The sequence below is a fragment of the Tepidimonas sp. HKU77 genome, from assembly GCF_049728535.1.
Lineage (GTDB): Bacteria > Pseudomonadota > Gammaproteobacteria > Burkholderiales > Burkholderiaceae_C > Tepidimonas.
In genome coordinates, this window is the sequence record NZ_CP187300.1 from 1,965,755 (window position 1) to 1,986,938 (window position 21,184).

Sequence of the window (21,184 nt, forward strand, 5' to 3'; positions counted from 1 at the left end):
GCCCGACATGACCGACACTATTCTCAAAGTCAGCGGCGTCTCCAAGCGCTTCGGCGGTCTGCAGGCGCTCTCGGACGTCGGCATCGAAATCAAGCGCGGCCAGGTCTATGGCCTGATCGGCCCCAACGGCGCGGGCAAGACGACGTTCTTCAACGTGCTGACCGGGCTGTACACGCCTGACAGCGGCACCTTCGAGCTCGACGGCAAACCGTACACCCCGACGGCGGTGCATGAAGTGGCCAAGGCGGGCATCGCGCGCACCTTTCAAAACATCCGCCTGTTTGCCGAAATGACCGTGCTCGAAAACGTCATGGTCGGCCGGCATGTGCGCACGCGCTCCAACATCATCGACGCCATCCTGCGCACGCCGCGCTTCAAGGGCGAAGAAAAAGCCATCGCCGAGCGAGCCATGGAGCTGCTGGAGTACGTGGGCATCGCCAAGTACGCCGACTACAAGGCGCGCACGCTGTCGTACGGCGACCAGCGGCGCCTCGAGATCGCGCGTGCGCTGGCGACGGACCCCAAGCTGATCGCGCTGGATGAACCGGCCGCGGGCATGAACGCCACCGAAAAGGTGCAGCTGCGCGAGCTGATCGACCGCATCCGCCACGACAACCGCACGATCCTGCTCATCGAGCACGACGTCAAGCTCGTCATGGGGCTGTGCGACCGCGTCACCGTGCTCGACTACGGCAAGCAGCTCGCCGAGGGCACACCGGCGGAGGTGCAGCGCAATCCCAAGGTCATCGAGGCCTACCTGGGCACCGGAGGACACTGAAATGGCCAATACCCTGCTCAAAGTCACGGGTCTGAAGGTTTCGTATGGCGGCATCAAGGCCGTCAAGGGTATCGATCTGGAGGTGCGCGAGGGCGAGCTGGTGACCCTGATCGGCTCCAACGGCGCGGGCAAGACCACGACCATGAAGGCCATCACCGGCATGTTGTTGGCCGAGGCCGGTGATATCACCTACCAGGGCCAGCCCATTCGCGGTATGGGTTCGTGGGACTTGGTCAAGCGCGGCCTGGCCATGGTGCCCGAGGGGCGAGGTGTGTTCACGCGCATGACCATCACCGAAAACCTGCTCATGGGCGCGTACGTGCGCGACGACAAGGCCGAGATCCAGCGTGACATCGACCGCATGTTCGAGCTGTTTCCGCGCCTGAAGGAGCGCCGTGACCAGCTCGCGGGCACCATGTCGGGCGGGGAGCAACAGATGCTGGCCATGGCACGCGCCCTCATGAGCCGGCCGAAGCTGCTGCTGCTCGACGAGCCGTCGATGGGCCTGTCGCCCATCATGGTGGACAAAATCTTCGAGGTGGTGCGCGACGTGCACGCGCAGGGCGTGACCGTGCTGTTGGTGGAGCAAAACGCTCGCCGCGCGCTGCAGGTGGCTGACCGGGGCTACGTCATGGACTCGGGCGAGATCATCATGGTCGGTGAGGCCAAAGCCATGCTGGACGACCCCAAGGTGCGCGCGGCGTACCTGGGCGAAGCCGCGATCGCCTGACACTCGGGGCTACGCAGCTGGGCACCCACCGACGGCGGGTCGATCCCGGGCGGAGCCTACAATCGAGGGTTTTGCGGTACCCACCGCAGGACCCTTTCTTTTCGTGCACAGCCATGACCGATCACGAGCATCGAACCCCCGCCGACGGCGCCAGCGAAAACCAGCTGATGGCCGAGCGCCGCGAAAAGCTGCAGGCGCTGCGCGCCGCCGCCGCGCAGGGGGCGGGGCCCGCGTTCCCCAACGACGTGCGTCCGCAACACACGGCCGAAGGGTTGCAGGCCGAATACGGCCACATGAGCAACGAGCTGCTCGAACCCCTGCAGGCGCGCGTGAGCGTCGCTGGGCGCATGATGCTCAAGCGCGTCATGGGAAAGGCCAGTTTTGCCACCATCCAGGACGCCTCGTTCGGCCCGACCGGGGGGCGCATCCAGCTCTACCTGACCAAGGATGCACTGGGCGAGGCCACCTATGAAAGCTTCAAACACTGGGATCTCGGCGATATCCTGTACGCCGAAGGCACGGTGTTCAAAACCCGTACGGGTGAGCTCTCGATCAAAGCCGACCGCCTGCGCTTGATCGTCAAAAGCCTGCGCCCGCTGCCGGACAAGTTCCATGGCGTCCATGACCCGGAGCTCAAGGTCCGCCAGCGCTACGTCGACCTGATGACCGACGTCGCGGCTCGCCAGCGCTTCGTGGCGCGCAGCCAGGCCGTCACCGCGGTGCGCGACTTCATGGTGCAGCACGGGTTTCTGGAGGTCGAGACCCCCATGCTGCATCCCATTCCTGGCGGGGCCAACGCCAAGCCGTTCGTCACCCACCACAATGCGCTCGATCAGGACATGTACCTGCGCATCGCGCCGGAGCTGTACTTGAAGCGGCTGTTGGTGGGCGGGTTCGATCGCGTGTTCGAGATCAACCGCAACTTCCGCAACGAGGGGATCAGTGTGCGCCACAACCCCGAGTTCACCATGATGGAGTTCTACGCGGCGTACTGGAACCACGTGGACATGATGGCCTTCACCGAGCGGCTCATCCGGCACGTAGCGCACACCGTGTGCGGCAGCGGCCGGCTGGTCTACCAGGGGCGCGACGTGGACCTCGACGCCCCGTTCGAGCGCCTGACCATTCGCGAAGCCATCCTGCGCCACACCGACGCGGGCGAGCGCGTGGACGACCCGGATTGGTTGCGCGAGCAGTTGCGCCGCCTGGGGGTCGACCCCGTCAAGGAGCGGCTCGATCGCCGCAGCCTGCCCGGGCTGCAGGTGTTGTACTTCGAGGAGACGGTCGAGGACAAGCTCTGGCAGCCCACGTTTATCTGCAACCATCCGACCGAAATTTCGCCGCTGGCGCGGGCGAGCGACACCGACCCTAGCATCACCGAGCGCTTCGAGCTCTACATCACCGGGCGCGAGGTGGGCAACGGCTTTTCCGAGCTCAACGACCCCGAAGACCAAGCCGCCCGTTTTCACGCCCAGGTGGCCAACAAGGACGCGGGCGACGACGAGGCGATGTACTTCGACGCCGACTACATCCGCGCGCTGGAGTACGGCATGCCGCCGGCAGGCGGCTGTGGCATCGGCATCGACCGCCTGGTCATGCTGCTGACCGACAGCCCCAGCATCCGCGACGTGATTTTGTTCCCCGCGCTGCGGCGCGAGGAGTGAGGGGCCGGCCAGGGCTTAGGCGTACGCCTCCAACGCCTTGCGCAGCTTCTTGAGCGCCGCGGCCTCGATCTGGCGGATACGTTCGGCGCTGACGCCGAATTCCTCTGCCAGCTCGTGCAGCGTGGCGCCGCCGCTGCCATCGTCTTTGACCTGCAACCAGCGCGCCGTGACGATGCGCCGCGAACGCTCATCCAACTGGGCCAGCGCGTGCTCGATGCCTTCCGAGCTCAGGCGCTCGCGTTCGCGCGCCTCCAGCACCGCCGTCGGCTCGTGGCGCTGATCGGCCAGATACGCGATGGGGGCGTGGTGGTCTTCTTGGTCATCCTGCGGCAGCGGGTCGAGCGCGACGTCCGTGCCCGACAGGCGGGCTTCCATCTCGATCACGTCTTCGCGACGCACGTTCAATTCGCGGGCGACGGTGTCGATCTCGGCCTCCGTCAGGCGTTCGCGCCCCACGGCATCGTCATCGGCGTCGGCCTTGAAGCCGCGCTTGAGCGAGCGCAGGTTGAAAAACAGCTTGCGCTGCGCTTTGGTGGTGGCCACCTTGACCATGCGCCAGTTGCGCAGGATGAACTCGTGGATCTCCGCTTTGATCCAGTGCACCGCGTAGCTGACGAGTCGCACCCCCTGCGCGGGGTCGAAGCGCTTGACAGCCTTCATCAGGCCGATGTTGCCCTCCTGGATCAGGTCTGCCTGCGGCAGGCCGTATCCCAGGTACTGGCGCGAAATCGCCACCACCAGCCGCAGGTGCGACATGACCAGCTTGCCGGCGGCCTCCAAATCCTGTTGCTCGCGCCAGCGCCGGGCGCATTCGCGCTCCTCCTCCGCGCTGAGCATGGGGATCTGGTTGACGGCGCGGATGTAGGCATCCAGGTTGCCCAGCGGTGGCAACACGAGCGCGCGGCTCGACCACGAGGCGGCCGGCAGCGTCTGGGTGGCCGGGGCGAGGGCAAGCGTCGTGGACATGGGATCTCCTCTCCTGTGGGTTTCCATATTAGCACTCTCTTTGATCGAGTGCCAGTCGTCCAAGTTCCCCAAGCGATGGGCGCGATGCCCAACATCCCGCCAGGGAAATGCCGCTGCCCGGGCTTGACGCCCCACCGCCATTCGGCGACGCTGCGCCCATGGCAGTGATCTGGCGTTTTTTGGGTTGGGCAGCAGACGCCCGTGCGTGGCGTGGCGTGGGCCGCTGAGCGCTGGCTTGGCTGGCTCTATTTCTGTTTTGCCGAGCCCGGCGCGGACGGAGAGGGCAACGCGACCGCGCTGGCGCGCGCGGTGCTGGCACCCGATGCGACCCGCTTGCAGGAGGTGCAGGTCATCTTTCGGCAGCGGCCACGGCACGAGGGCCGATTGCACTTTGGCTACCGCATCGTGGAGGCGCCGGACGGCTGCTGCGGTTGTTGCCAGCGCCCTGACCGGCTTAGAGACCACACGCGGCGCTGCGCGTACACTTGGTGGATATGTCCCGAAATGTCCTGACCTTGCAACAGGCGGTGCGCGCGCACCCGGTGCTGGCCGATGTGGCCGAGCGCGCCTGGGCCTCGCGCCGCCTGTTACAGCGCGTGGCCGTGCATTTGCCCCCGGCGCTGCGGCCCTTGGTGACGGCGGGTCCGCTGGAGGAAGGTGTGTGGTGCCTGCTGGCGGCCAATCCATCGGTGGCGGCCAAGGTGCGCCAGCTCACCCCTGTGCTGCTGGCGGCGGCGCGTGCGGCCAATGCCGAGGTGCAGGTGCTGCAGGTGCGCGTGGCGGGCCGATCGACATAGCCGCGCCGGCAGGGCGCCGGCAGGTTCCACGGTGCGACTTGCTACAGGGCTACAATGGCCATATGACTGACCCGGGGCGCCGCTGTGCCGCGGGCTCGGTATCGGTTGCGCGCCGCCGTGGGCGGGGTGGCGACCTCGTCATCGTTTTCTTTGAGCCGCACGCCTGGCGGGCCGTGCGGTGGGGTTTGTATGGCCATCCCTTTTCTGACCAAGATTTTCGGCAGCCGCAACGATCGGCTGCTCAAGAGCTACCGCAAGACGGTCGAGCGCATCAATGCGCTGGAAGCCTCGTACGCCATGCTGACGGACGAGCAACTGCAGGCCAAGACGGCCGAGTTCCGCCAGCGGCTGGCCAATGGCGAGTCACTCGATGCGCTGCTGCCAGAGGCATTCGCCACCGTGCGCGAGGCGAGCAAGCGCGTCATGAAGATGCGCCACTTCGACGTGCAGCTCATCGGCGGCATCGCGTTGCACCAGGGCAAGATCGCCGAGATGCGCACCGGTGAGGGCAAGACGCTGACGGCGACACTGCCGGTGTACCTGAACGCGCTGACCGGCAAGGGCGTGCATGTGGTCACCGTCAACGACTACTTGGCCAACCGCGACGCGCAGTGGATGGGCAAGCTCTACCAGTGGTTGGGGCTGAGCGTCGGGGTCAATTTGCCGTTGATGTCGCGCGAGCAAAAGCAAGCCGCCTACGCTGCCGACATCACCTACGGCACCAACAACGAATACGGCTTCGACTACTTGCGCGACAACATGGTCTATGAGGCGCGCGACCGCGTTCAGCGCGGGCTGCACTACGCCATCGTGGACGAGGTGGATTCGATCCTGATCGACGAGGCGCGCACGCCGCTCATCATCAGCGGCCAGGCCGAGGACCACACCGAGCTGTACCAAAAGATCAAAACCCTGGTGCCGCACCTGAAGCGCCAGATCGGCGAGGCCGACCCGCGCACAGGCGAAGGCGTGATCGAGCCGGGCGACTTCACGGTCGATGAGAAGTCGCACCAAATCCACCTGACCGAGCAAGGCCACGAGCGGGCCGAGGAATTGCTCACACAAGCTGGCCTGCTGCCCGCGGGGGCATCGCTGTACGACCCGTCCCATATCACGCTGCTGCACCATTTGGTGACGGCGCTCAAGGCGCAGCATCTGTACCACCGCGACCAGCACTACGTGGTGCAAAACGGCGAGGTGGTGATCGTCGACGAGTTCACGGGCCGGCTGATGGTGGGTCGGCGCTGGAGCGATGGCCTGCACCAGGCAGTGGAGGCCAAGGAGGGCGTGGCCATCCAGCCCGAAAACCAGACGCTGGCGTCGATCACGTTCCAAAACTATTTCCGCCTGTACGAGAAACTGGCCGGCATGACCGGCACCGCCGACACCGAAGCCTACGAGTTTCAGGAGATTTATGGGCTAGAGACGGTGGTCATCCCGCCCAACAAGCCCAGCCAGCGGCGCGACGAGCAAGACCGGGTCTACAAGACGGTGGCGGAGAAGTACCAAGCCGTCATCGCCGACATCCGGGAGTGCCACCAACGCGGCCAGCCGGTGCTGGTGGGCACGTCCTCGATCGAAAACTCCGAGCTGCTGTCGCAAATGCTGCGCCGCGAGGGCCTGCCACACGAGGTGCTCAATGCCAAGCAGCACGCGCGCGAGGCCGAAATCATCGCGCAGGCGGGCCGCCCGGGTGCGATCACCATCGCCACCAACATGGCTGGGCGCGGCACCGACATCGTGCTCGGGGGTAACCTGGAGAAGATGATCGCCGCCGTCGAGGCCGACCCGGCGCTGGACGAGGCGGCCAAGCGCCAGCGCATCGAGCAATTGACCGCCCAGTGGCAAGCCGACCATGAGAAGGTCAAGGCGCTGGGGGGGTTGCGCATCATCGGTACCGAGCGCCACGAGAGCCGTCGCATCGACAACCAGTTGCGCGGGCGTGCCGGGCGCCAGGGCGACCCCGGATCGTCACGCTTTTACCTGTCGTTGGATGATCCGCTCATGCGTATCTTCGCGGGCGACCGGGTGCGCGCGATCATGGACCGCCTCAAGATGCCCGAGGGCGAGGCGATCGAGGCCGGCATCGTCACGCGCAGCATCGAAAGTGCGCAGCGCAAGGTCGAGGCGCGCAACTTCGACATCCGCAAGCAGTTACTGGAATACGACGACGTCGCCAACGACCAGCGCAAGGTCATCTACCAGCAGCGCAACGACATCATCGACGCCGTGGACCTGTCAGCCCAAGTGGCCGCGCTGCGCGAAGGGTGTCTCACCGACCTGGTGCGGCAGTACGTGCCGGCCGGCAGCGTGGAAGAGCAGTGGGACCTGCCCGGCCTGCAGCGCGCATTGGCCGAGGATTACGGCCTGACGCTGGACTTGGTGGGCGAGCTGCAGCGCGCCGAGGCGATGGACGACGAGGACATCGTGCGGCGCGTGGTCGAGGCTGCGCACGCGGCCTACGAGGCCAAGGTGGCGCAGGCGGGGCGCGCGGCGTTCACACCGTTCGAGCGTGTCGTGCTGCTGCAAACCCTCGACAGCCACTGGCGCGACCATCTGGCGGCGCTGGACTACCTGCGCCAGGGCATCCACCTGCGCGGCTACGCGCAAAAGCAGCCCAAGCAGGAGTACAAGCGCGAGGCGTTCCAGCTCTTTGCCCAGATGCTCGACGCGGTGCGCGACGAGGTCACGCGCATCCTGATGAACGTTAAAGTGCAGTCGCCCGAGCAGGTCAGCGACGCGGCGCAGCAGCTCGAGCAGCACGCCGAGCGGCTGAGCAACGTGACCTACACCGCGCCCACCGAGACCGGCGAAGCCGAGACCACCGCCGACCAGGGCCTGCTGAGCCAGCCGGCGGCCCCCGCCGTGCCGCGTGTCGGGCGCAACGACCCCTGCCCGTGTGGCAGTGGCAAGAAGTACAAGCATTGCCACGGTAAGCTCAGCTGAGTGGCAGGAGTCGACCCATGGCCGTCAATTGGACCGCCCCTGATCCCCAGACCTTGCTGCCCGTGGCGGGCGTGCGCCTGGGGGTGACCGAAGCCGGTGTGCGCAAAGCCCACCGCAAGGACCTCACGGTCGTGCTGCTCGACCCCGGCACCGCGGTGGGCGGCGTATTCACCCGCAACCGTTACTGCGCCGCGCCCGTCCAGGTGTGCCGTGACCATCTGGCCGCAGGGGTGGGCATCCGTGCGCTGGTCATCAACACCGGCTGCGCCAACGCGGGCACAGGGGAGCAAGGGCTGATCGACGCGCGCACCGTGTGCATCGCGCTGGCGCAAAAGCTCGACCTGGCGCCCGAGGAGATCCTGCCCTTTTCCACCGGCGTGATCATGGAGCCGCTGCCGGTGCAGCGCATCGTCGATGGGCTGGGCGCGGCCATCGCCGACGCGGCCGCCGACGGCGCCCACTGGCTGCGCGCGGCCGAGGGCATCATGACCACCGACACCGTGCCCAAGGCGGCCAGCGCGCGGGCCACCGTCGCGGGTGTGCCGGTGGCGGTGACGGGTATCGCCAAAGGGGCGGGCATGATTCGGCCGAATATGGCCACCATGCTGGGGTTCGTGGCCACCGATGCGGCTGTGGCCCCTGACTTGGTGCCGGAGCTGACGCGGCGCGTGGCCGACGCATCGTTCAATCGCATCACGGTCGATGGCGATACCTCGACCAACGACTCGTTCATCGTGATGGCCACGGGGCGTGCGGGCAACCCGCCCGTTGTGTCCCTGGACAGCCCGAACGGACAGGCGCTGCTGGCGGCGCTGACCGACGTGGCGCGTACACTGGCGCACGCCATCGTGCGCGATGGCGAAGGCGCGACCAAATTCATCACGGTGCGCGTCGAAGGCGGGCGCGATGCCGACGAGTGCCTGAAGGTGGCGTATGCGATCGCGCACTCGCCACTGGTCAAGACGGCATTCTTTGCCAGCGACCCCAACCTGGGCCGGATCCTGGCCGCGGTTGGCTACGCCGGCATCGATGACCTGGACCAGAGCCGCATCGAGCTGTTCTTGGACGACGTGCACGTGGTCACGCGCGGGGGGCGTCACCCAGGCTACCGCGAGGAAGACGGCGCGCGCGTGATGCAGCAGAGCGAAATCACCGTGCGCGTGGACCTGGGGCGTGGCCCCGCGGCCGAGACGGTTTGGACCTGTGACCTGAGCCACGACTACGTCAGCATCAACGCCGACTACCGCAGCTAAAGGCCATGAACGAGCCCATCGAGCGCCTGCTGATGCGGGCTGAGGCGTTGATCGCCCGCCTCGAATCCATCCTGCCGCAGCCGTTGGGCGCGCCCGACTGGGGCGCCTCGATCGCCTTTCGCTACCGCAAGCGCGGCGCGCACGGGGTGCTGGAGCCGGTGCGGCACGTGGCAACGATTCGGCTCGAGGACCTGCAGCAGATCGACGAGCAAAAAGCCAAGATCCAACGCAACACCGAGCGCTTCGTGCGCGGGCTGCCCGCCAACAACGTACTGCTGACCGGTGCGCGCGGTACGGGCAAGAGCTCGCTCATCAAGGCCTGCCTCAACGCCTACGCCGACCAGGGGCTGCGCTTGATCGAGGTGGACAAGGCCGACCTGACCGACTTGCCCGACATCGTCGACGTGGTCGCGCCACGGCCCGAGCGGTTCATCGTCTTTTGCGACGACCTCAGTTTCGAGGAGGGTGAGTCGGGCTACAAGGCGCTCAAATCGATGCTCGATGGGTCGGTGGCCGCGGCCAGCCCCAACGTGCTGATCTATGCCACCAGCAACCGGCGCCACCTGTTGCCGGAGTACCTGCGCGAGAACCTCGCCGTCACCCACACCGACGACGGTGAGGTCCACCCAGGCGAGGCGGTGGAAGAAAAAATCTCGCTGTCCGAGCGCTTCGGACTGTGGGTGAGCTTCTACCCCTTCAGCCAGGACGAATACCTGGCCGTGGTGCGCCAGTGGTTGCGGCACTACGGTGTGGACGAAGCGGCGATCGAGGCGGCACGCCCGCAGGCCCTGGTGTGGGCGCTGGAGCGTGGCTCGCGCAGTGGGCGCGTGGCCTACCAGTTTGCGCGCGACTATGTGGGCCGTCAGGCCGATGCGTCGGCTTGACGGGGCGGGGAGTCGTGCGATGACCGAAGTGCTGGTGGCCGACCCGCAGCAGCCGCGCCACGCCAGCGCGCGGTCCGTGACCGAGGTGGCCGTGGGCGTGTTGATCGATGCCGAAGGGCGCTTCTTGTTGACCACGCGGCCGCCTGGCAAGGCGTATGCCGGCTACTGGGAGTTTCCTGGCGGCAAGGTCGAGCCCGGAGAGACCGTGGCGCAGGCCCTGCGCCGCGAGCTGCAGGAGGAAATCGGCGTGACCGTGGGCGACGTCCACCCGTGGCGCGAACAGGTGGTGGACTACCCCCACGCGCTGGTGCGGCTGCATTTTTGCCGTGTCTATGACTGGCACGGCACGCTGCACATGCGCGAAGGGCAGACCCACGCCTGGCAGCGCTTGCCCGTGAGTGTGGGGCCGCTCTTGCCGGGCACGGTGCCGGTGCTGGCCTGGTTCGAGACCGATCCGCCGCGTCCGCCCGCCCGGGCCTGAGCCGGCTTTAGTGCAGGCGGGTATCGTCGGCGTTGGGGTCTTGGACCGGTGGCGCGGGGTCGGGCACGCGAAACTGCTCGCTGGCCCAAGCCCCCAGGTCGATGCGTTTGCAGCGCTCGCTGCAAAACGGGCGCCACGGGTTGTCCGGCGCGTAGCGCGACGGCCCGCTACAGGTGGGGCAGGTGACGGTGCGGGGAGTGAACGGCTGCGTCATGAACGGTATCGGGATGCCGCAAGCGCATCGGTTACACGCACAAATGCACTTCGAACTCGGCCTCGGCGTCCGCGGCGTGTTCGAGTCGTCCTTCGTCGGTGCGCCGCAGCAGCCGCACCGAAAACAGCAGCCGATTGCCGCTGATTTCGGGGATCAGCCCGAGTGCGGGGTCGAGCCACACCCGCAGCAGCTGAAAGGTGCGGCTTTGCGGCAGGCTTTGCTGATAGTGCCCCTGCGTCGCAAAGACCTTTTGGGCGACGGCCGACTCGCGCAGCAGCTGCAGCAGCAGGTGGATCGGCTCGGCCAGACAGGCAATCTCGCCCGCCCAGCGCGCCAAATCGGCCTGGCGCTGTGGCGCGGGCCGGTGCTGCCAGTCATGATAGGCCGGCAGGTCGAACGCGCACGTGCCGCCGGGAATGGTGATGCGGTTGCGCACGGCGCTGAGCCACTCGATACCCGCCAGCGCATGTCCTGCCTTGCCTTCGTCGTCGCGCAGCGTGGCGTAACAGGTGTCGATGCGCGCGATCAGTTGCTCCAGCGCCACCTCCGAGATGGCGGGATTGCCGCGATAGCCCACGAAGACCTGCTTGTGCCGGTCCAGATCTTTCAGGATCTCGGATTTGAGGTCGGCGCGCGCGCCCACCTCCATGATCTCGAACAGCGTCTGGATCGCGAAGTGGTGATCCAGTGGGTGCGCACGCGCCAGCAGCTCACCGAGCCGCAGCAACAGATGCTCCAGGCGCAGGTAGGTACGGATGCGCTCGTTGAAGGGGTATTCGTACAGAATCACGCGGGCATCATACTGGCAATCGGCGTCGCTCCCACGCGGCGCGCACGCGCGCGCGCAGGGTCTCCAGATCGACGCCGTCGTTGTCGATCACGACATCCGCTGCCGCCAACCGTTGTGCACGGCTGGCTTGCAGCGCCAGCACCGCCAGCACCTGCTCGCGTGGCCAGCCGCTGCGCGCCATGACGCGCTCGATTTGCGTCTCGGGCGTGCAGTCCACCACCCAGACGCGGTCACAGCGCTCGCGCCAGCGGGGCGATTCGACCAGCAGCGGCAGGTCGAGCACGACCGTGTCGGTCGTGCAGGCCGCGATGCGGCGGTCGATTTCCGCTCGCACCAGCGGGTGGATGATGGCCTCCAGCCGCGCTTTCGCCTCGGGGTCGCGGAAGACGAGCGCACGTATGTGGTCACGGTCGAGCGCGCCGTCGGGCGCGATGAAGGCGTTGCCGAAGGTGTCGCGAATGGGCTCGATCGCGGCCCCGCCGGGCGCGGTGCAGGCACGTGAAATGGCATCCGCATCGACCACGGTCGCACCCAGCGCTGCCAGCATGGCGGCGACCGTGCTTTTGCCGCTGCCGATGCCGCCGGTCAGACCGATGCGCAAAGGAGCGCCCATCACAACCCCAACACTGCCAGAATCGCCCCCGGCCCCATCGCCCACACGAGCAGCCCGCCAAACGCCAGAAACGGCCCGAACGGCACGTAGCGGCCCTCGCGCAGGGCGTCGCGCGCCCTCATGGCCAGTCCGACCACGGCCCCCAAGGCCGAGGCCACCAGCACCAGCGGGATGAGGGCTTGCCAGCCCAACCAGGCGCCGAGGGCGGCCAGCAATTTGAAGTCGCCGTAGCCCATGCCTTCCTTGCCGGTGACCAGCTTGAATGCCCAATACACCGCCCATAGTGACAGATAGCCCGCAACCGCGCCCCACAGCGCGTCGGTGAGCGTCACGCCACTGAAGCCCAGGCTGGCGGCGATCAGACCGGCCCAGGTCAGCGGCAAGGTGATGTCGTCGGGCAACAGCGTCGTGTCCCAGTCGATGAGGGCCAGCGCCAGCACGGCAGCCACGAACCCCCACCAGGCCAGTGTGGCTCCGGTGGCGCCGTAGCGGGCAAAGACCAACGCGAAAGCCACCCCCGTGACCAGTTCCACCAGCGGATAGCGCCATGAAATGGCGGCGCCGCACGCGGCACACCGCCCCCGCAGCACCAGCCAGCCCAGCAATGGGATGTTATGCACCCACCGGATGGGGGTTTGACACGCCGGACAGTGCGAGCGTGGTACCCACAGGTTGAACGGCGCGCCTTGTGGTGCTGCGGGTGCTTCCGTGGCGCTGGCCTGCAGCGCCGCGCATTCGTCCGCCCAGCGCCGCTGCAGCATCAGCGGCAGGCGGTGGATGACCACGTTGAGGAAGCTGCCGATGACCAAGCCGAATAAAACGGCGACAACCAGCCCCCATGGGCTGGGCAGAAGGAAGGAGGGGTCAGCAGACATGGTGACAGCGGATCGTTCGCGCAAAAGCACGAAAGCTGGCAGTGTAACGTCTCGTCACGCGCCGAGGCAGCCTCGCATCGGACCTTGTTCATGCCGCCTGACTGCCGCGGTGTGCCCAGCCCGTGATGCGCTTTTCCAGCCAGCTGAACAGCTCGTACATGATCATCGCCATCAGGCCAACGACGATCAACCCCGAAAACGCCAGCCCCATCTGCATCGACGAGCCGGCGGAAATGAGCAGGTAGCCGATGCCTTCGTTGGAAGCGGTCATCTCGGAGACGGTGGTGCCGACGAAGGCCAGCGTGATGGCCACCTTGAGCGAGCCGAAGAAATACGGCATCGAGCGCGGCAGGCCGACTTTGGTCAACACGTCCCAGCGCCGTGCCCCCAGCACGCGCAGCACGTCTTCCAACTCCGGCTCCAGCGTCGCCAAGCCGGTGGCGATGTTGACCATGATGGGAAAGAAGCTGATCAAGAAGGCGGTCAGGATGGCCGGGCCCGCCCCGATGCCAAACCAGACCACCAGGATGGGGACGAACGCCGCCTTGGGCAGCGCATTGAACGCCGTCATCAGGGGGTACAGCGCCGCATAGGCCAGGCGCGACGAGCCCAACAGAAAACCCAGCAATACGCCCACCACGATGGCGATGCCAAAGCCCGCCATCGTGACCCAAAACGTGCGCCAGGCATGCCCCAAGATGGCCGTGTGATGCTCCAGGGTTTGCGCCCAGATGCGCGAGGGGCTGGGGAAGATGAACTCCGAGACTTGCAGCTCGCGTGTGATGCCCTCCCAGACGACGATGAGGGCAATCAGCAGCAGCAGGGGCGACAGGCGCTCGACGATGCGACGGTTCATGTGGCGGGTGGGAAGAAAGGAAAAGCCATCACTGCTGCAGGGGCACGCCGGGCCGGCGCATGGCGCCGATGTGGCCGCGCAGCTCGTGCACGATGTCGGTAAATTCGGCCGAGTAGGTGACCTCCAGATCGCGCGTGCGCGGAATCGGGATGTCGCGCCGCACCACGAACCGACCGGGGCTCTTGCTCATGCAATAGACGGTGTCGGCCAAAAAGACCGATTCGCGCAAGTCGTGCGTGACCAGAATGACGTTGAAGCGCTGCGCCTCCCACAAATCGCGCAGCGTGCACCACAGCTCCTCGCGCGTGAAGGCGTCCAGCGCCCCGAAGGGCTCGTCGAGCAACAGCATCTTGGGCTCGTGAATGAGCGCGCGGCAGATGCTGGCGCGCTGCTGCATGCCACCGGAGAGTTCCCACGGGTATTTGTGCTCGTAGCCCTCCAGCCCCACCGAGGCCAGCAGGCGCCGCGCGCGCTCTTCGAACTCGCGTCGGCGGTCCTTGAACTGACTGCGGTAGGGCTCGACGATCTCCAGCGGCAGCAGCACGTTGTCTAGCGTGGTGCGCCAGGGCAGCAGCGACGGCGCCTGGAACGCCATACCGGAGATTTTGAGCGGCCCGTCCACAGGGCGACCGTCGACGCAGATGGTGCCGCGCGACGGGCGTTTGAGCCCCGTGGTCAGCTTCATGAACGTGGATTTGCCGCATCCCGAGGGGCCGACGATGGCGATGAATTCGCCGCGGCGCACCGTCAGGTGGATGTCCTCTACGGCGTACACCCCCTGCGCCTGCAGCGCCGGGGTGTACGCCAGCCACACGCCATCGAAGACGACGAAGGGGTCGGTTTCGTGCGCAGTGGTTGTCGTCATGGGGTTCAGCGCTTGGGCAGGACGTCGAGCACGCGCGCATCGGGGAGGAATGAACCATCCCACACTTTGCTGACGTCGACCCGGGTTTTGGTTTGGTAGGCGTCCGAAACCTGACTGGCCATCAGCGACAGGCGGCCAGGGTTGACGCGCCCGAAGCCTTCGGCGCGCGCGTCGGGGCTGGCCACGACCGAGTCGATGGCCAGCCGCAGCCGGCGCAGCTCCAGGTCGGTGTTGATGATGCCGTCGCGGGCCTTGACCGCCTGGATGCCGGTTGCGGGGTTGGCCATGACCTCGCCCGCCCCCTTGGCGAAGGCTGCCAAGAAGGCGCGCACCGCGGCCGGATGTTCGCGCAACAGCTTGGGGCTGGCGATGATGGCGTTGCCGTAGAGCTTGACCCCATACTGTGCATACGGCAGCACGACGATGTCCTCGGTCTTGACGCCGCGCGCCTCCAGGTTGAGCAGTGACGTGAACGAAAAACCCGTGATCGCATCGACGTCACCACGCACCAGCATGGTTTCGCGCAGCGGTGGGTCCATCGACGTCCAGGAAACCGGCCCCACGCCGTTGGCTTTTTCGAAAATCGGCCAGGCTTTGCGTCCCGCGTCAAAGACGGGTGCCCCCAGTTTTTTGCCGGTCAGGTCCTTCGGGCTTCGAATGCCCGACGACTTCAAGGCCAACACCGCCGCGGGGGTGTTGTTGTAGACCATCATGATGGCCACTGGCTTGTTGGGGGCGTCGGGGTTGTTGGCATGGAACTCCATCAGCGCCGCCATGTCGGCCAGACCCATGTCGTAGGTGCCGGAGGCCACGCGTGTGACCGTGCCCGCCGACCCGCTGCCGGCATCGATCGTCACGTCCAGGCCGGCATCCCGGAAATAACCCTTGCTGACCGGGTGCAGAAAGAGCGCGGCGGGCCCTTCGAAGCGCCAGTCGAGCTGGAACTTGATGGGCTTGTTTTGCGCGTGGACGACACCGACGGCGAGCGTGCCCGCCACGAGGGCGGCTGCGGTGCGGAGGAACTGGCGCTTGTGCATGGGGACTCTCCAACGGGTCAAGGGTGAACGGCGGCCCGCTAAGGGCAGCGCTGAGACAGCCCACCCATGCAAAACCGATGCCAGGCGGACGCTATGCCCCGCATTGTTCGCGAGACGGGCGCTGCCGGAACCCGTGGAAACCCGCACCGCTGCACCACGCTGGTGCGGCCTTGCACCGACCCGGCGTCCCGTCGCTCAGGTCGGCGCGGGCGCCGAGCGCACGCGCGCGGCGGCCACCGCCGTCATATTGAGCACGCGCCGCACCGTCGCCGCAGGCGTCAGGATGGTGGCCGCGCCTGCCACCCCCATCAGGATGGGGCCAACCGTGACGCCGCCGCTGGTCGTGGTTTTCATCACGTTGTAGAGGATGTTGGCCGCATCCAGATTGGGGCACACCAGCAGGTTGGCGCTGCCCGACAGCGTGGAGTCGGTCAGGAAGCGTTGCCGAATCCCGGGGTCGAGCGCTGCGTCGCCGTGCAGCTCGCCGTCGCATTCGATGTCGGGGTGGGCGGCCACGAACAGGTCGCGCGCCGCGCGCATCTTGCGGGCGCTGGCGCGTTTGGACGAACCAAAGGTGGAGTGCGACAGAAACGCCACTTTGGGCACGATGCCGAAGCGCTGCACCTCTAGCACCGCCATGGCGGCGATCTCGGCCAGTTGCTCGGCGCTCGGGTCTTCGTTGACGTAGGTGTCGGTGATAAAGATAGGGCCGCGGTCGGTGTTGACCGCGTTGAGCGCGGCATAGAGCGACGCACCGGGCTGACGCCCCAGGATGGCATCGATGCGCTCCAGATGGGTGGTGTAGGTACCCACCAGTCCACAGATGAGCGCATCGGCGTCGCCCAGGCGTAGCATGAGCGAGCCGATGATGGTGTTGGAGCGCCGAACCGCGGCCTTGGCCACCTCGGGCGTGGCGCCGTCTCGCTTGAGCAGATGGTGGTAGGTTTCCCAGTACTGGCGAAAGCGCGGGTCGTCTTCGGGGTTGACGTTCTCCACGTCCACGCCCAGGCGTAGGTGCAGGCCGGCCTTGCGGATGCGGGCTTCGATCACGGCGGGGCGCCCGATCAGGATCGGCTGGGCGATACCTTCTTCCAGCGCCAACTGGGCCGCGCGCAGCGCGCGCTCGTCCTCGCCGTCGGCGTAGGCGACGCGCGCCTTGGGTTGGGCGGCTTTGGCCACGCTGAAAACCGGGCGCATCAAAATACCGGTTTGGTACACGAAGCGCTGCAGGCTGTCGCGGTAGGCCTCGATGTCAGCGATCGGGCGGGTGGCCGCGCCCGAATCCGCTGCCGCTTGCGCCACCGCCGGCGCGATGCGCAGAATGAGCCGCGTGTCGAAGGGTTTGGGGATGAGGTAGTCCGGCCCGAACTGCAGTTCTTGCCCGGCGTAGGCGGCAGCCACCTCGTCGCTGATTTCGGCCTTGGCCAGCGCAGCGATCTCGCGCACGCAAGCCAGCTTCATCGCGTCGGTGATGCGCGTGGCCCCGCAGTCGAGCGCACCGCGGAAGATGTACGGAAAGCACAGGACGTTGTTGACCTGGTTGGGATAGTCCGAGCGCCCGGTGGCGATGATGCAATCGGGCCGCGCGGCCTTGGCCACCTCGGGACGGATTTCGGGCTCGGGGTTGGCCAGCGCCAAGATAATGGGTCGCTCGGCCATGGTTTGCACCATCTCGGCGCTCAGCACGCCAGGGGCGGAGCAACCCAAAAAGACGTCCGCGCCGCGCACGGCGTCAGCCAGCGTGCGCGCGTCGGTGCGGCGGCAGTAGCGGCGTTTGGATTCGTCCAGTCGCCCGGCGAGCGCGTCCTCGCGCTGGTCGTGGATCACGCCCTTGGAGTCGCACACCAGGATGTTGTCCGCCTGGGCACCGAGCGCGACGAAGAGGTCTAGCACCGCGATCGCGGCCGCGCCCGCGCCCGAGACCGCGATACGCACTGCGTCGATGGGCTTGCTCACCAGCTCCAGCGCGTTGATCAGCGCCGCTGCGGAGATGATGGCCGTGCCGTGTTGGTCGTCGTGAAAGACGGGGATTTGCAGGCGCTCACGCAGTCGCCGCTCGATATAAAAACACTCGGGTGCCTTGATGTCTTCCAGATTGATGCCGCCCAGCGTCGGCTCCAGCGCGGCGATGATGTCGACGAGCTTGTCGGGGTCTTTCTCGGCCAGCTCGATGTCGAACACATCGATGCCAGCGAATTTCTTGAACAGGCAGCCCTTGCCCTCCATCACCGGCTTGCCTGCCAGCGGGCCAATGTCGCCCAAACCCAGCACCGCGGTGCCGTTGGTGATCACACCCACCAGGTTCGCGCGGCTGGTGTAGTCGGCGGCCTTGTGGGGGTCGGCGGCGATTTCCAGGCAAGGGTACGCCACTCCGGGCGAGTAGGCGAGGCTGAGGTCGCGCTGGTTGGACAGCGCCTTGGTTGGCGTGACCGAAATCTTGCCACGGGTGGGGGTGCGGTGGTATTCGAGTGCGGCGTCGCGCAGGGCTTGTTCGGCAGGGGTCATGATGGATGGCGGTCAAAAATATGCCGACCTATAATAAATCAGCCATGCATCGACCCGCCTACCGCTGGCCCTATTGGCTGGCCCTCATTGCCGTGCTGTGGACGTCGCTGTCCCCAGCACTCGCACGGGTGTGGGTGGACGAGAGGGTCGAGCGCATCGAGATTTGCACCAGTACCGGTGTCGTCTGGGTGTCTGCCGGTGCGCCGACGGACGGTGCGGCGGACGTCGGCAGTACCCCTACAGCGCCGGCGATGGCTGCCATGGCGTGCGACTGGTGCCTGTTGCACGCGGGAGCGTGGAACGTTCCACCGGGTGAGCACGTCGCGCCGGTCGCCTTCGCGGTAGCCATTACCCTTGCCGACGCGCCCATCGCTTCTGCTTTGGACGAAGATCATTGGTGGCGTCCCCAGCCGCACGCGCCACCGCTCCTGTCGCCGTCTCTGCGCTGATTGGGCGGCCAACCCTCGGCCCGCTAGGTGGCGGGTCGGAGTGGCCTGACGCAGAGGTCCGCCAGATGGCGGGCCGTTGGACAGGAGTGATCCATGGCATCGACAAACGATGCGCACGCGCCGGGCCGTCGCCGGGTGCTTGGGCTTGCGGCCGCGTGCATGATCGTCGCAGCGGGACTTGCCGCCTGCGACCGCTCGCCCACCCCCGCGTTTCGGGGGATCGACGTCACCGGCGCGCCCTATGGGCGTGAGTTACAGCTGACCGACCAGTTCGGGCAGCGACGCACCTTGGCCGATTTTCGTGGCCAGGTCGTGATGCTGTTCTTCGGCTTCGTGCAGTGCCCAGACGTTTGCCCGACATCGCTGGCGCGCGCGGCGGAGGTCATGCAGCGGCTGGGGCCCGACGCCGACCGGGTGCAGTTGCTGTTCGTCACCGTGGACCCGGAGCGCGACACGCCCGCGCTGCTGCGCGAGTACCTGGCCGCGTTTCACCCTCGCTTTCTGGGGCTGACCGGAACGCCGGACGAGATCGCCGCAGCGGCGCGCGAATTCAAGGTGTATTACGCCAAGGTCCCCACCGGTAGCAGCTACACCATGGATCACTCCGCGCAAACCTATCTCATCGACCCGCAAGGGCGGCTGCGCATCGTGCTCAAGCACGAGCAGTCGGCCGAGGATTACGCCCATGACGTGGCTGCTCTGCTGCGCGAAAGCGCCAGCGGCGGGTAGATGCCTTTTTGTTTTTTCTCAAGGAGCCCAACCATGAAAACCTGGACCCGCTTGACTGCCGCCGCTGCCACCGCCTTGGTTGCCAGCGCCGTATGGTCACAGACCGTTACCGTCGAGGAGCCGTGGGTGCGCGGGACGGTCGCACAGCAAAAAGCCACGGGCGCTTTCATGCGCCTGAAAGCCGACCAGCCGGTGCGCCTGGTGGCAGCCGCCTCGCCGGTGGCCGGTGTCGTGGAAATCCACGAAATGGCCATGGACAACAATGTCATGAAGATGCGCCAGATTCCCGGGCTGGACTTGCCCGCCGGCAAGACGGTCGAACTCAAACCGGGCGGTTATCACGTGATGCTGATGGACCTCAAGCAGCCCGTGTCTGCGGGTCAAACCGTACCGCTGACCCTGGTGTTCGAGACCGCGGACAAGCGCCGTATCGAGCAGCAGGTGCAAGCGCCGGTGCGGGCGCTGGGCGCCCGGCAGGAGCCGTCTCACGATCACGGCCACAAACACTGAGAGAGAACCGGGTTCGGTCCCGATTGGATCGGTGTGCGTTGCGATGTCGCGGCTCACCCGGGCAGCGTTGCTTCGGCGGCGGCGCGCTCGGGACGGCGGAGGGCGGTGGCGGGTGGCGATGCGGCCCCCGCGCCGCGCTCGAACGTGACCACATGATCCATCTCGACGCGGATGCCGATCCACTCGCCCACTGCATGGTCGTGGTGGGACGGCACGTGCGTCATCACCGTCTCGCCGCTGGCCAGCCGCAGGGTGTACAGAAACTCCGAGCCGCGAAACGCCTTGCGCACAATTTGCGCTTTGACCGGGGCGGCGTCGTCGTGCACGATGTCGTCGGCGCGCAGCAGCACATCGCACAGCCCGTCGGGATAGGCGGTGGGCAAGGGACATTCCTGCACGTCGCGCAGGTCGCCCAGCGGTGTCTCGACCACGACGTCGTCGCCCAGCGCGCGGATGCGGGCCGGCGCGAATACCCCGTGGCCGATGAACTCGGCAACGAACCGTGTCGCGGGGCGGTGGTAGAGGGTGTAGGCGTCGTCCCACTGGTGCAGTCGGCCCTGGTGCATGACGCCGATCACGTCACCAATGGCAAACGCTTCCAACTGGTCGTGCGTGACGAATAGGGCGGTCAGGCCGGCCGCTTTGAGGATGGCACGGATTTCGTGCGCCAGACGCTCACGCAAATCCACGTCCAGATTGGAAAAAGGCTCGTCCAGCAGCAGCAGTCGCGGCTGTGGCGCCAATGCCCGCGCCAACGCCACTCGCTGTTGTTGTCCACCCGAGAGCTCGTGCGGGTAACGCCCCTGCATGCCGGCCAGCCCGACGAGTTCGAGCACCTCCGCCACACGCGCGCGGCGTTGCGGTGCAGGCAAGTGAGCCAGCCCGAAGGCGATGTTGCGTTCGACGTTCAGATGGGGAAAGAGCGCATAGTCCTGAAACACCATGCCGATGCGGCGGTGTTCGGGCGGCACATGCACGCCCGGGGCGCTCACCTCCTGACCGCCGAGCACGATGGCGCCGCCGCTCAAGTGCTCCAATCCTGCCACCGCGCGCAGTAGCGTGGTTTTGCCGCAGCCCGACGGTCCGATGAGCACGCCGATATCCCCGGCACGCAGCGCGAGCGTGACGCCATCGACGGCAGGCTGACCCGATCCAGGGTAGCGCACCGTCGCCTGAGTGATCGACAGTTCCATACGCGCATTGTAGATAATGCGTATTCTCATTTCTTGCGCCATGAAACCT

General features: G+C 66.7%; 22 protein-coding genes. 12 read left to right on the forward strand and 10 right to left on the reverse strand.

What is annotated here, in order from left to right; genetic code table 11:
• Nucleotides 1-7 precede the first annotated feature (7 nt).
• The 3 genes from ACPP3B_RS09505 (at nucleotide 8) to lysS (ending at nucleotide 3,172) form a co-directional block, all read left to right on the forward strand.
• Entirely contained in the window at nucleotides 8-778 is a 771-nt protein-coding gene (locus ACPP3B_RS09505) for an ABC transporter ATP-binding protein (protein WP_299023028.1), read from the forward strand.
• A 1-nt stretch (nucleotide 779) separates the two neighbouring features.
• On the forward strand, nucleotides 780-1,508 hold the full coding sequence (locus tag ACPP3B_RS09510; protein WP_424858823.1) for an ABC transporter ATP-binding protein: 729 nt from the start codon (nucleotides 780-782) through the stop codon (nucleotides 1,506-1,508).
• A 113-nt stretch (nucleotides 1,509-1,621) separates the two neighbouring features.
• Nucleotides 1,622-3,172, forward strand: a complete 1,551-nt coding sequence (gene lysS, locus ACPP3B_RS09515) for a lysine--tRNA ligase (RefSeq protein ID WP_424858824.1) — start codon at nucleotides 1,622-1,624, stop codon at nucleotides 3,170-3,172.
• Between the two features lie 15 nt (nucleotides 3,173-3,187).
• On the opposite strand, the gene rpoH is transcribed toward lysS, so the two are convergent.
• Nucleotides 3,188-4,138: an RNA polymerase sigma factor RpoH gene (rpoH, locus tag ACPP3B_RS09520; RefSeq protein WP_299023035.1), complete on the reverse strand. Its 951-nt coding sequence runs from the start codon at nucleotides 4,136-4,138 to the stop codon at nucleotides 3,188-3,190.
• A gap of 201 nt (nucleotides 4,139-4,339) precedes the next feature.
• Here rpoH and ACPP3B_RS09525 point away from each other — a divergent pair, with 201 nt between their 5' ends.
• From ACPP3B_RS09525 to ACPP3B_RS09550, 6 genes are all read left to right on the forward strand, one after another.
• Complete coding sequence (locus tag ACPP3B_RS09525; RefSeq protein ID WP_424858825.1) at nucleotides 4,340-4,651, forward strand: PQQ-dependent sugar dehydrogenase; 312 nt, start codon at nucleotides 4,340-4,342, stop codon at nucleotides 4,649-4,651.
• The gene (locus ACPP3B_RS09530; RefSeq protein ID WP_424858826.1) at nucleotides 4,633-4,935 is read left to right on the forward strand and encodes a hypothetical protein; all 303 of its coding nucleotides are present in this window, start codon (nucleotides 4,633-4,635) and stop codon (nucleotides 4,933-4,935) included. Before ACPP3B_RS09525 ends, ACPP3B_RS09530 begins: the two co-directional genes overlap by 19 nt.
• A gap of 189 nt (nucleotides 4,936-5,124) precedes the next feature.
• Nucleotides 5,125-7,881 (forward strand): preprotein translocase subunit SecA, encoded by a 2,757-nt coding sequence (gene secA, locus ACPP3B_RS09535; RefSeq protein WP_424858827.1) that lies wholly within the window; start codon nucleotides 5,125-5,127, stop codon nucleotides 7,879-7,881.
• 17 nt (nucleotides 7,882-7,898) lie between these two features.
• Nucleotides 7,899-9,134 carry a bifunctional glutamate N-acetyltransferase/amino-acid acetyltransferase ArgJ gene (gene argJ / locus ACPP3B_RS09540; protein WP_424858828.1) on the forward strand — a complete coding sequence of 412 codons (1,236 nt, stop codon included), beginning with the start codon at nucleotides 7,899-7,901 and terminating at the stop codon, nucleotides 9,132-9,134.
• A 5-nt stretch (nucleotides 9,135-9,139) separates the two neighbouring features.
• Nucleotides 9,140-10,018 carry an ATP-binding protein gene (locus ACPP3B_RS09545; RefSeq protein WP_424858829.1) on the forward strand — a complete coding sequence of 293 codons (879 nt, stop codon included), beginning with the start codon at nucleotides 9,140-9,142 and terminating at the stop codon, nucleotides 10,016-10,018.
• 19 nt (nucleotides 10,019-10,037) lie between these two features.
• A complete protein-coding gene (locus ACPP3B_RS09550) occupies nucleotides 10,038-10,499 on the forward strand; it encodes an NUDIX domain-containing protein (RefSeq protein WP_424858830.1) in 462 nt (153 codons plus the stop codon).
• Between the two features lie 7 nt (nucleotides 10,500-10,506).
• On the opposite strand, the gene ACPP3B_RS09555 is transcribed toward ACPP3B_RS09550, so the two are convergent.
• From ACPP3B_RS09555 to ACPP3B_RS09590, 8 genes are all read right to left on the reverse strand, one after another.
• Nucleotides 10,507-10,713 (reverse strand): DNA gyrase inhibitor YacG, encoded by a 207-nt coding sequence (locus ACPP3B_RS09555; RefSeq protein WP_424858831.1) that lies wholly within the window; start codon nucleotides 10,711-10,713, stop codon nucleotides 10,507-10,509.
• A gap of 31 nt (nucleotides 10,714-10,744) precedes the next feature.
• The gene (zapD, locus tag ACPP3B_RS09560; protein ID WP_424858832.1) at nucleotides 10,745-11,503 is read right to left on the reverse strand and encodes a cell division protein ZapD; all 759 of its coding nucleotides are present in this window, start codon (nucleotides 11,501-11,503) and stop codon (nucleotides 10,745-10,747) included.
• 7 nt (nucleotides 11,504-11,510) lie between these two features.
• Nucleotides 11,511-12,116, reverse strand: coding sequence for a dephospho-CoA kinase (coaE, locus tag ACPP3B_RS09565; protein ID WP_424858833.1), 606 nt, complete (start codon nucleotides 12,114-12,116; stop codon nucleotides 11,511-11,513).
• Nucleotides 12,116-12,991 carry a prepilin peptidase gene (locus ACPP3B_RS09570; RefSeq protein WP_424858834.1) on the reverse strand — a complete coding sequence of 292 codons (876 nt, stop codon included), beginning with the start codon at nucleotides 12,989-12,991 and terminating at the stop codon, nucleotides 12,116-12,118. The genes coaE and ACPP3B_RS09570 overlap by 1 nt, the downstream gene beginning before the upstream one ends.
• 88 nt (nucleotides 12,992-13,079) lie before the next feature.
• Nucleotides 13,080-13,847: an ABC transporter permease gene (locus tag ACPP3B_RS09575; RefSeq protein WP_424858835.1), complete on the reverse strand. Its 768-nt coding sequence runs from the start codon at nucleotides 13,845-13,847 to the stop codon at nucleotides 13,080-13,082.
• 28 nt (nucleotides 13,848-13,875) lie between these two features.
• Nucleotides 13,876-14,712 carry an ABC transporter ATP-binding protein gene (locus ACPP3B_RS09580; RefSeq protein ID WP_424858836.1) on the reverse strand — a complete coding sequence of 279 codons (837 nt, stop codon included), beginning with the start codon at nucleotides 14,710-14,712 and terminating at the stop codon, nucleotides 13,876-13,878.
• A gap of 5 nt (nucleotides 14,713-14,717) precedes the next feature.
• Nucleotides 14,718-15,749 carry an ABC transporter substrate-binding protein gene (locus ACPP3B_RS09585; RefSeq protein ID WP_299021114.1) on the reverse strand — a complete coding sequence of 344 codons (1,032 nt, stop codon included), beginning with the start codon at nucleotides 15,747-15,749 and terminating at the stop codon, nucleotides 14,718-14,720.
• A 195-nt stretch (nucleotides 15,750-15,944) separates the two neighbouring features.
• Nucleotides 15,945-18,254: an NADP-dependent malic enzyme gene (locus ACPP3B_RS09590; RefSeq protein ID WP_424858837.1), complete on the reverse strand. Its 2,310-nt coding sequence runs from the start codon at nucleotides 18,252-18,254 to the stop codon at nucleotides 15,945-15,947.
• Nucleotides 18,255-18,298: 44 nt separating this feature from the next.
• Between ACPP3B_RS09590 and ACPP3B_RS09595 the strand changes: the two genes are divergently transcribed.
• From ACPP3B_RS09595 to ACPP3B_RS09605, 3 genes are all read left to right on the forward strand, one after another.
• Entirely contained in the window at nucleotides 18,299-18,703 is a 405-nt protein-coding gene (locus tag ACPP3B_RS09595; protein ID WP_299021121.1) for a DUF2946 family protein, read from the forward strand.
• 93 nt (nucleotides 18,704-18,796) lie between these two features.
• Nucleotides 18,797-19,432, forward strand: coding sequence for an SCO family protein (locus ACPP3B_RS09600; protein WP_424858838.1), 636 nt, complete (start codon nucleotides 18,797-18,799; stop codon nucleotides 19,430-19,432).
• A 33-nt stretch (nucleotides 19,433-19,465) separates the two neighbouring features.
• A complete protein-coding gene (locus ACPP3B_RS09605) occupies nucleotides 19,466-19,942 on the forward strand; it encodes a copper chaperone PCu(A)C (protein ID WP_424858839.1) in 477 nt (158 codons plus the stop codon).
• 53 nt (nucleotides 19,943-19,995) lie between these two features.
• On the opposite strand, the gene ACPP3B_RS09610 is transcribed toward ACPP3B_RS09605, so the two are convergent.
• Nucleotides 19,996-21,135, reverse strand: coding sequence for an ABC transporter ATP-binding protein (locus tag ACPP3B_RS09610; protein WP_424858840.1), 1,140 nt, complete (start codon nucleotides 21,133-21,135; stop codon nucleotides 19,996-19,998).
• Between the last annotated feature and the right edge of the window lie 49 nt (nucleotides 21,136-21,184).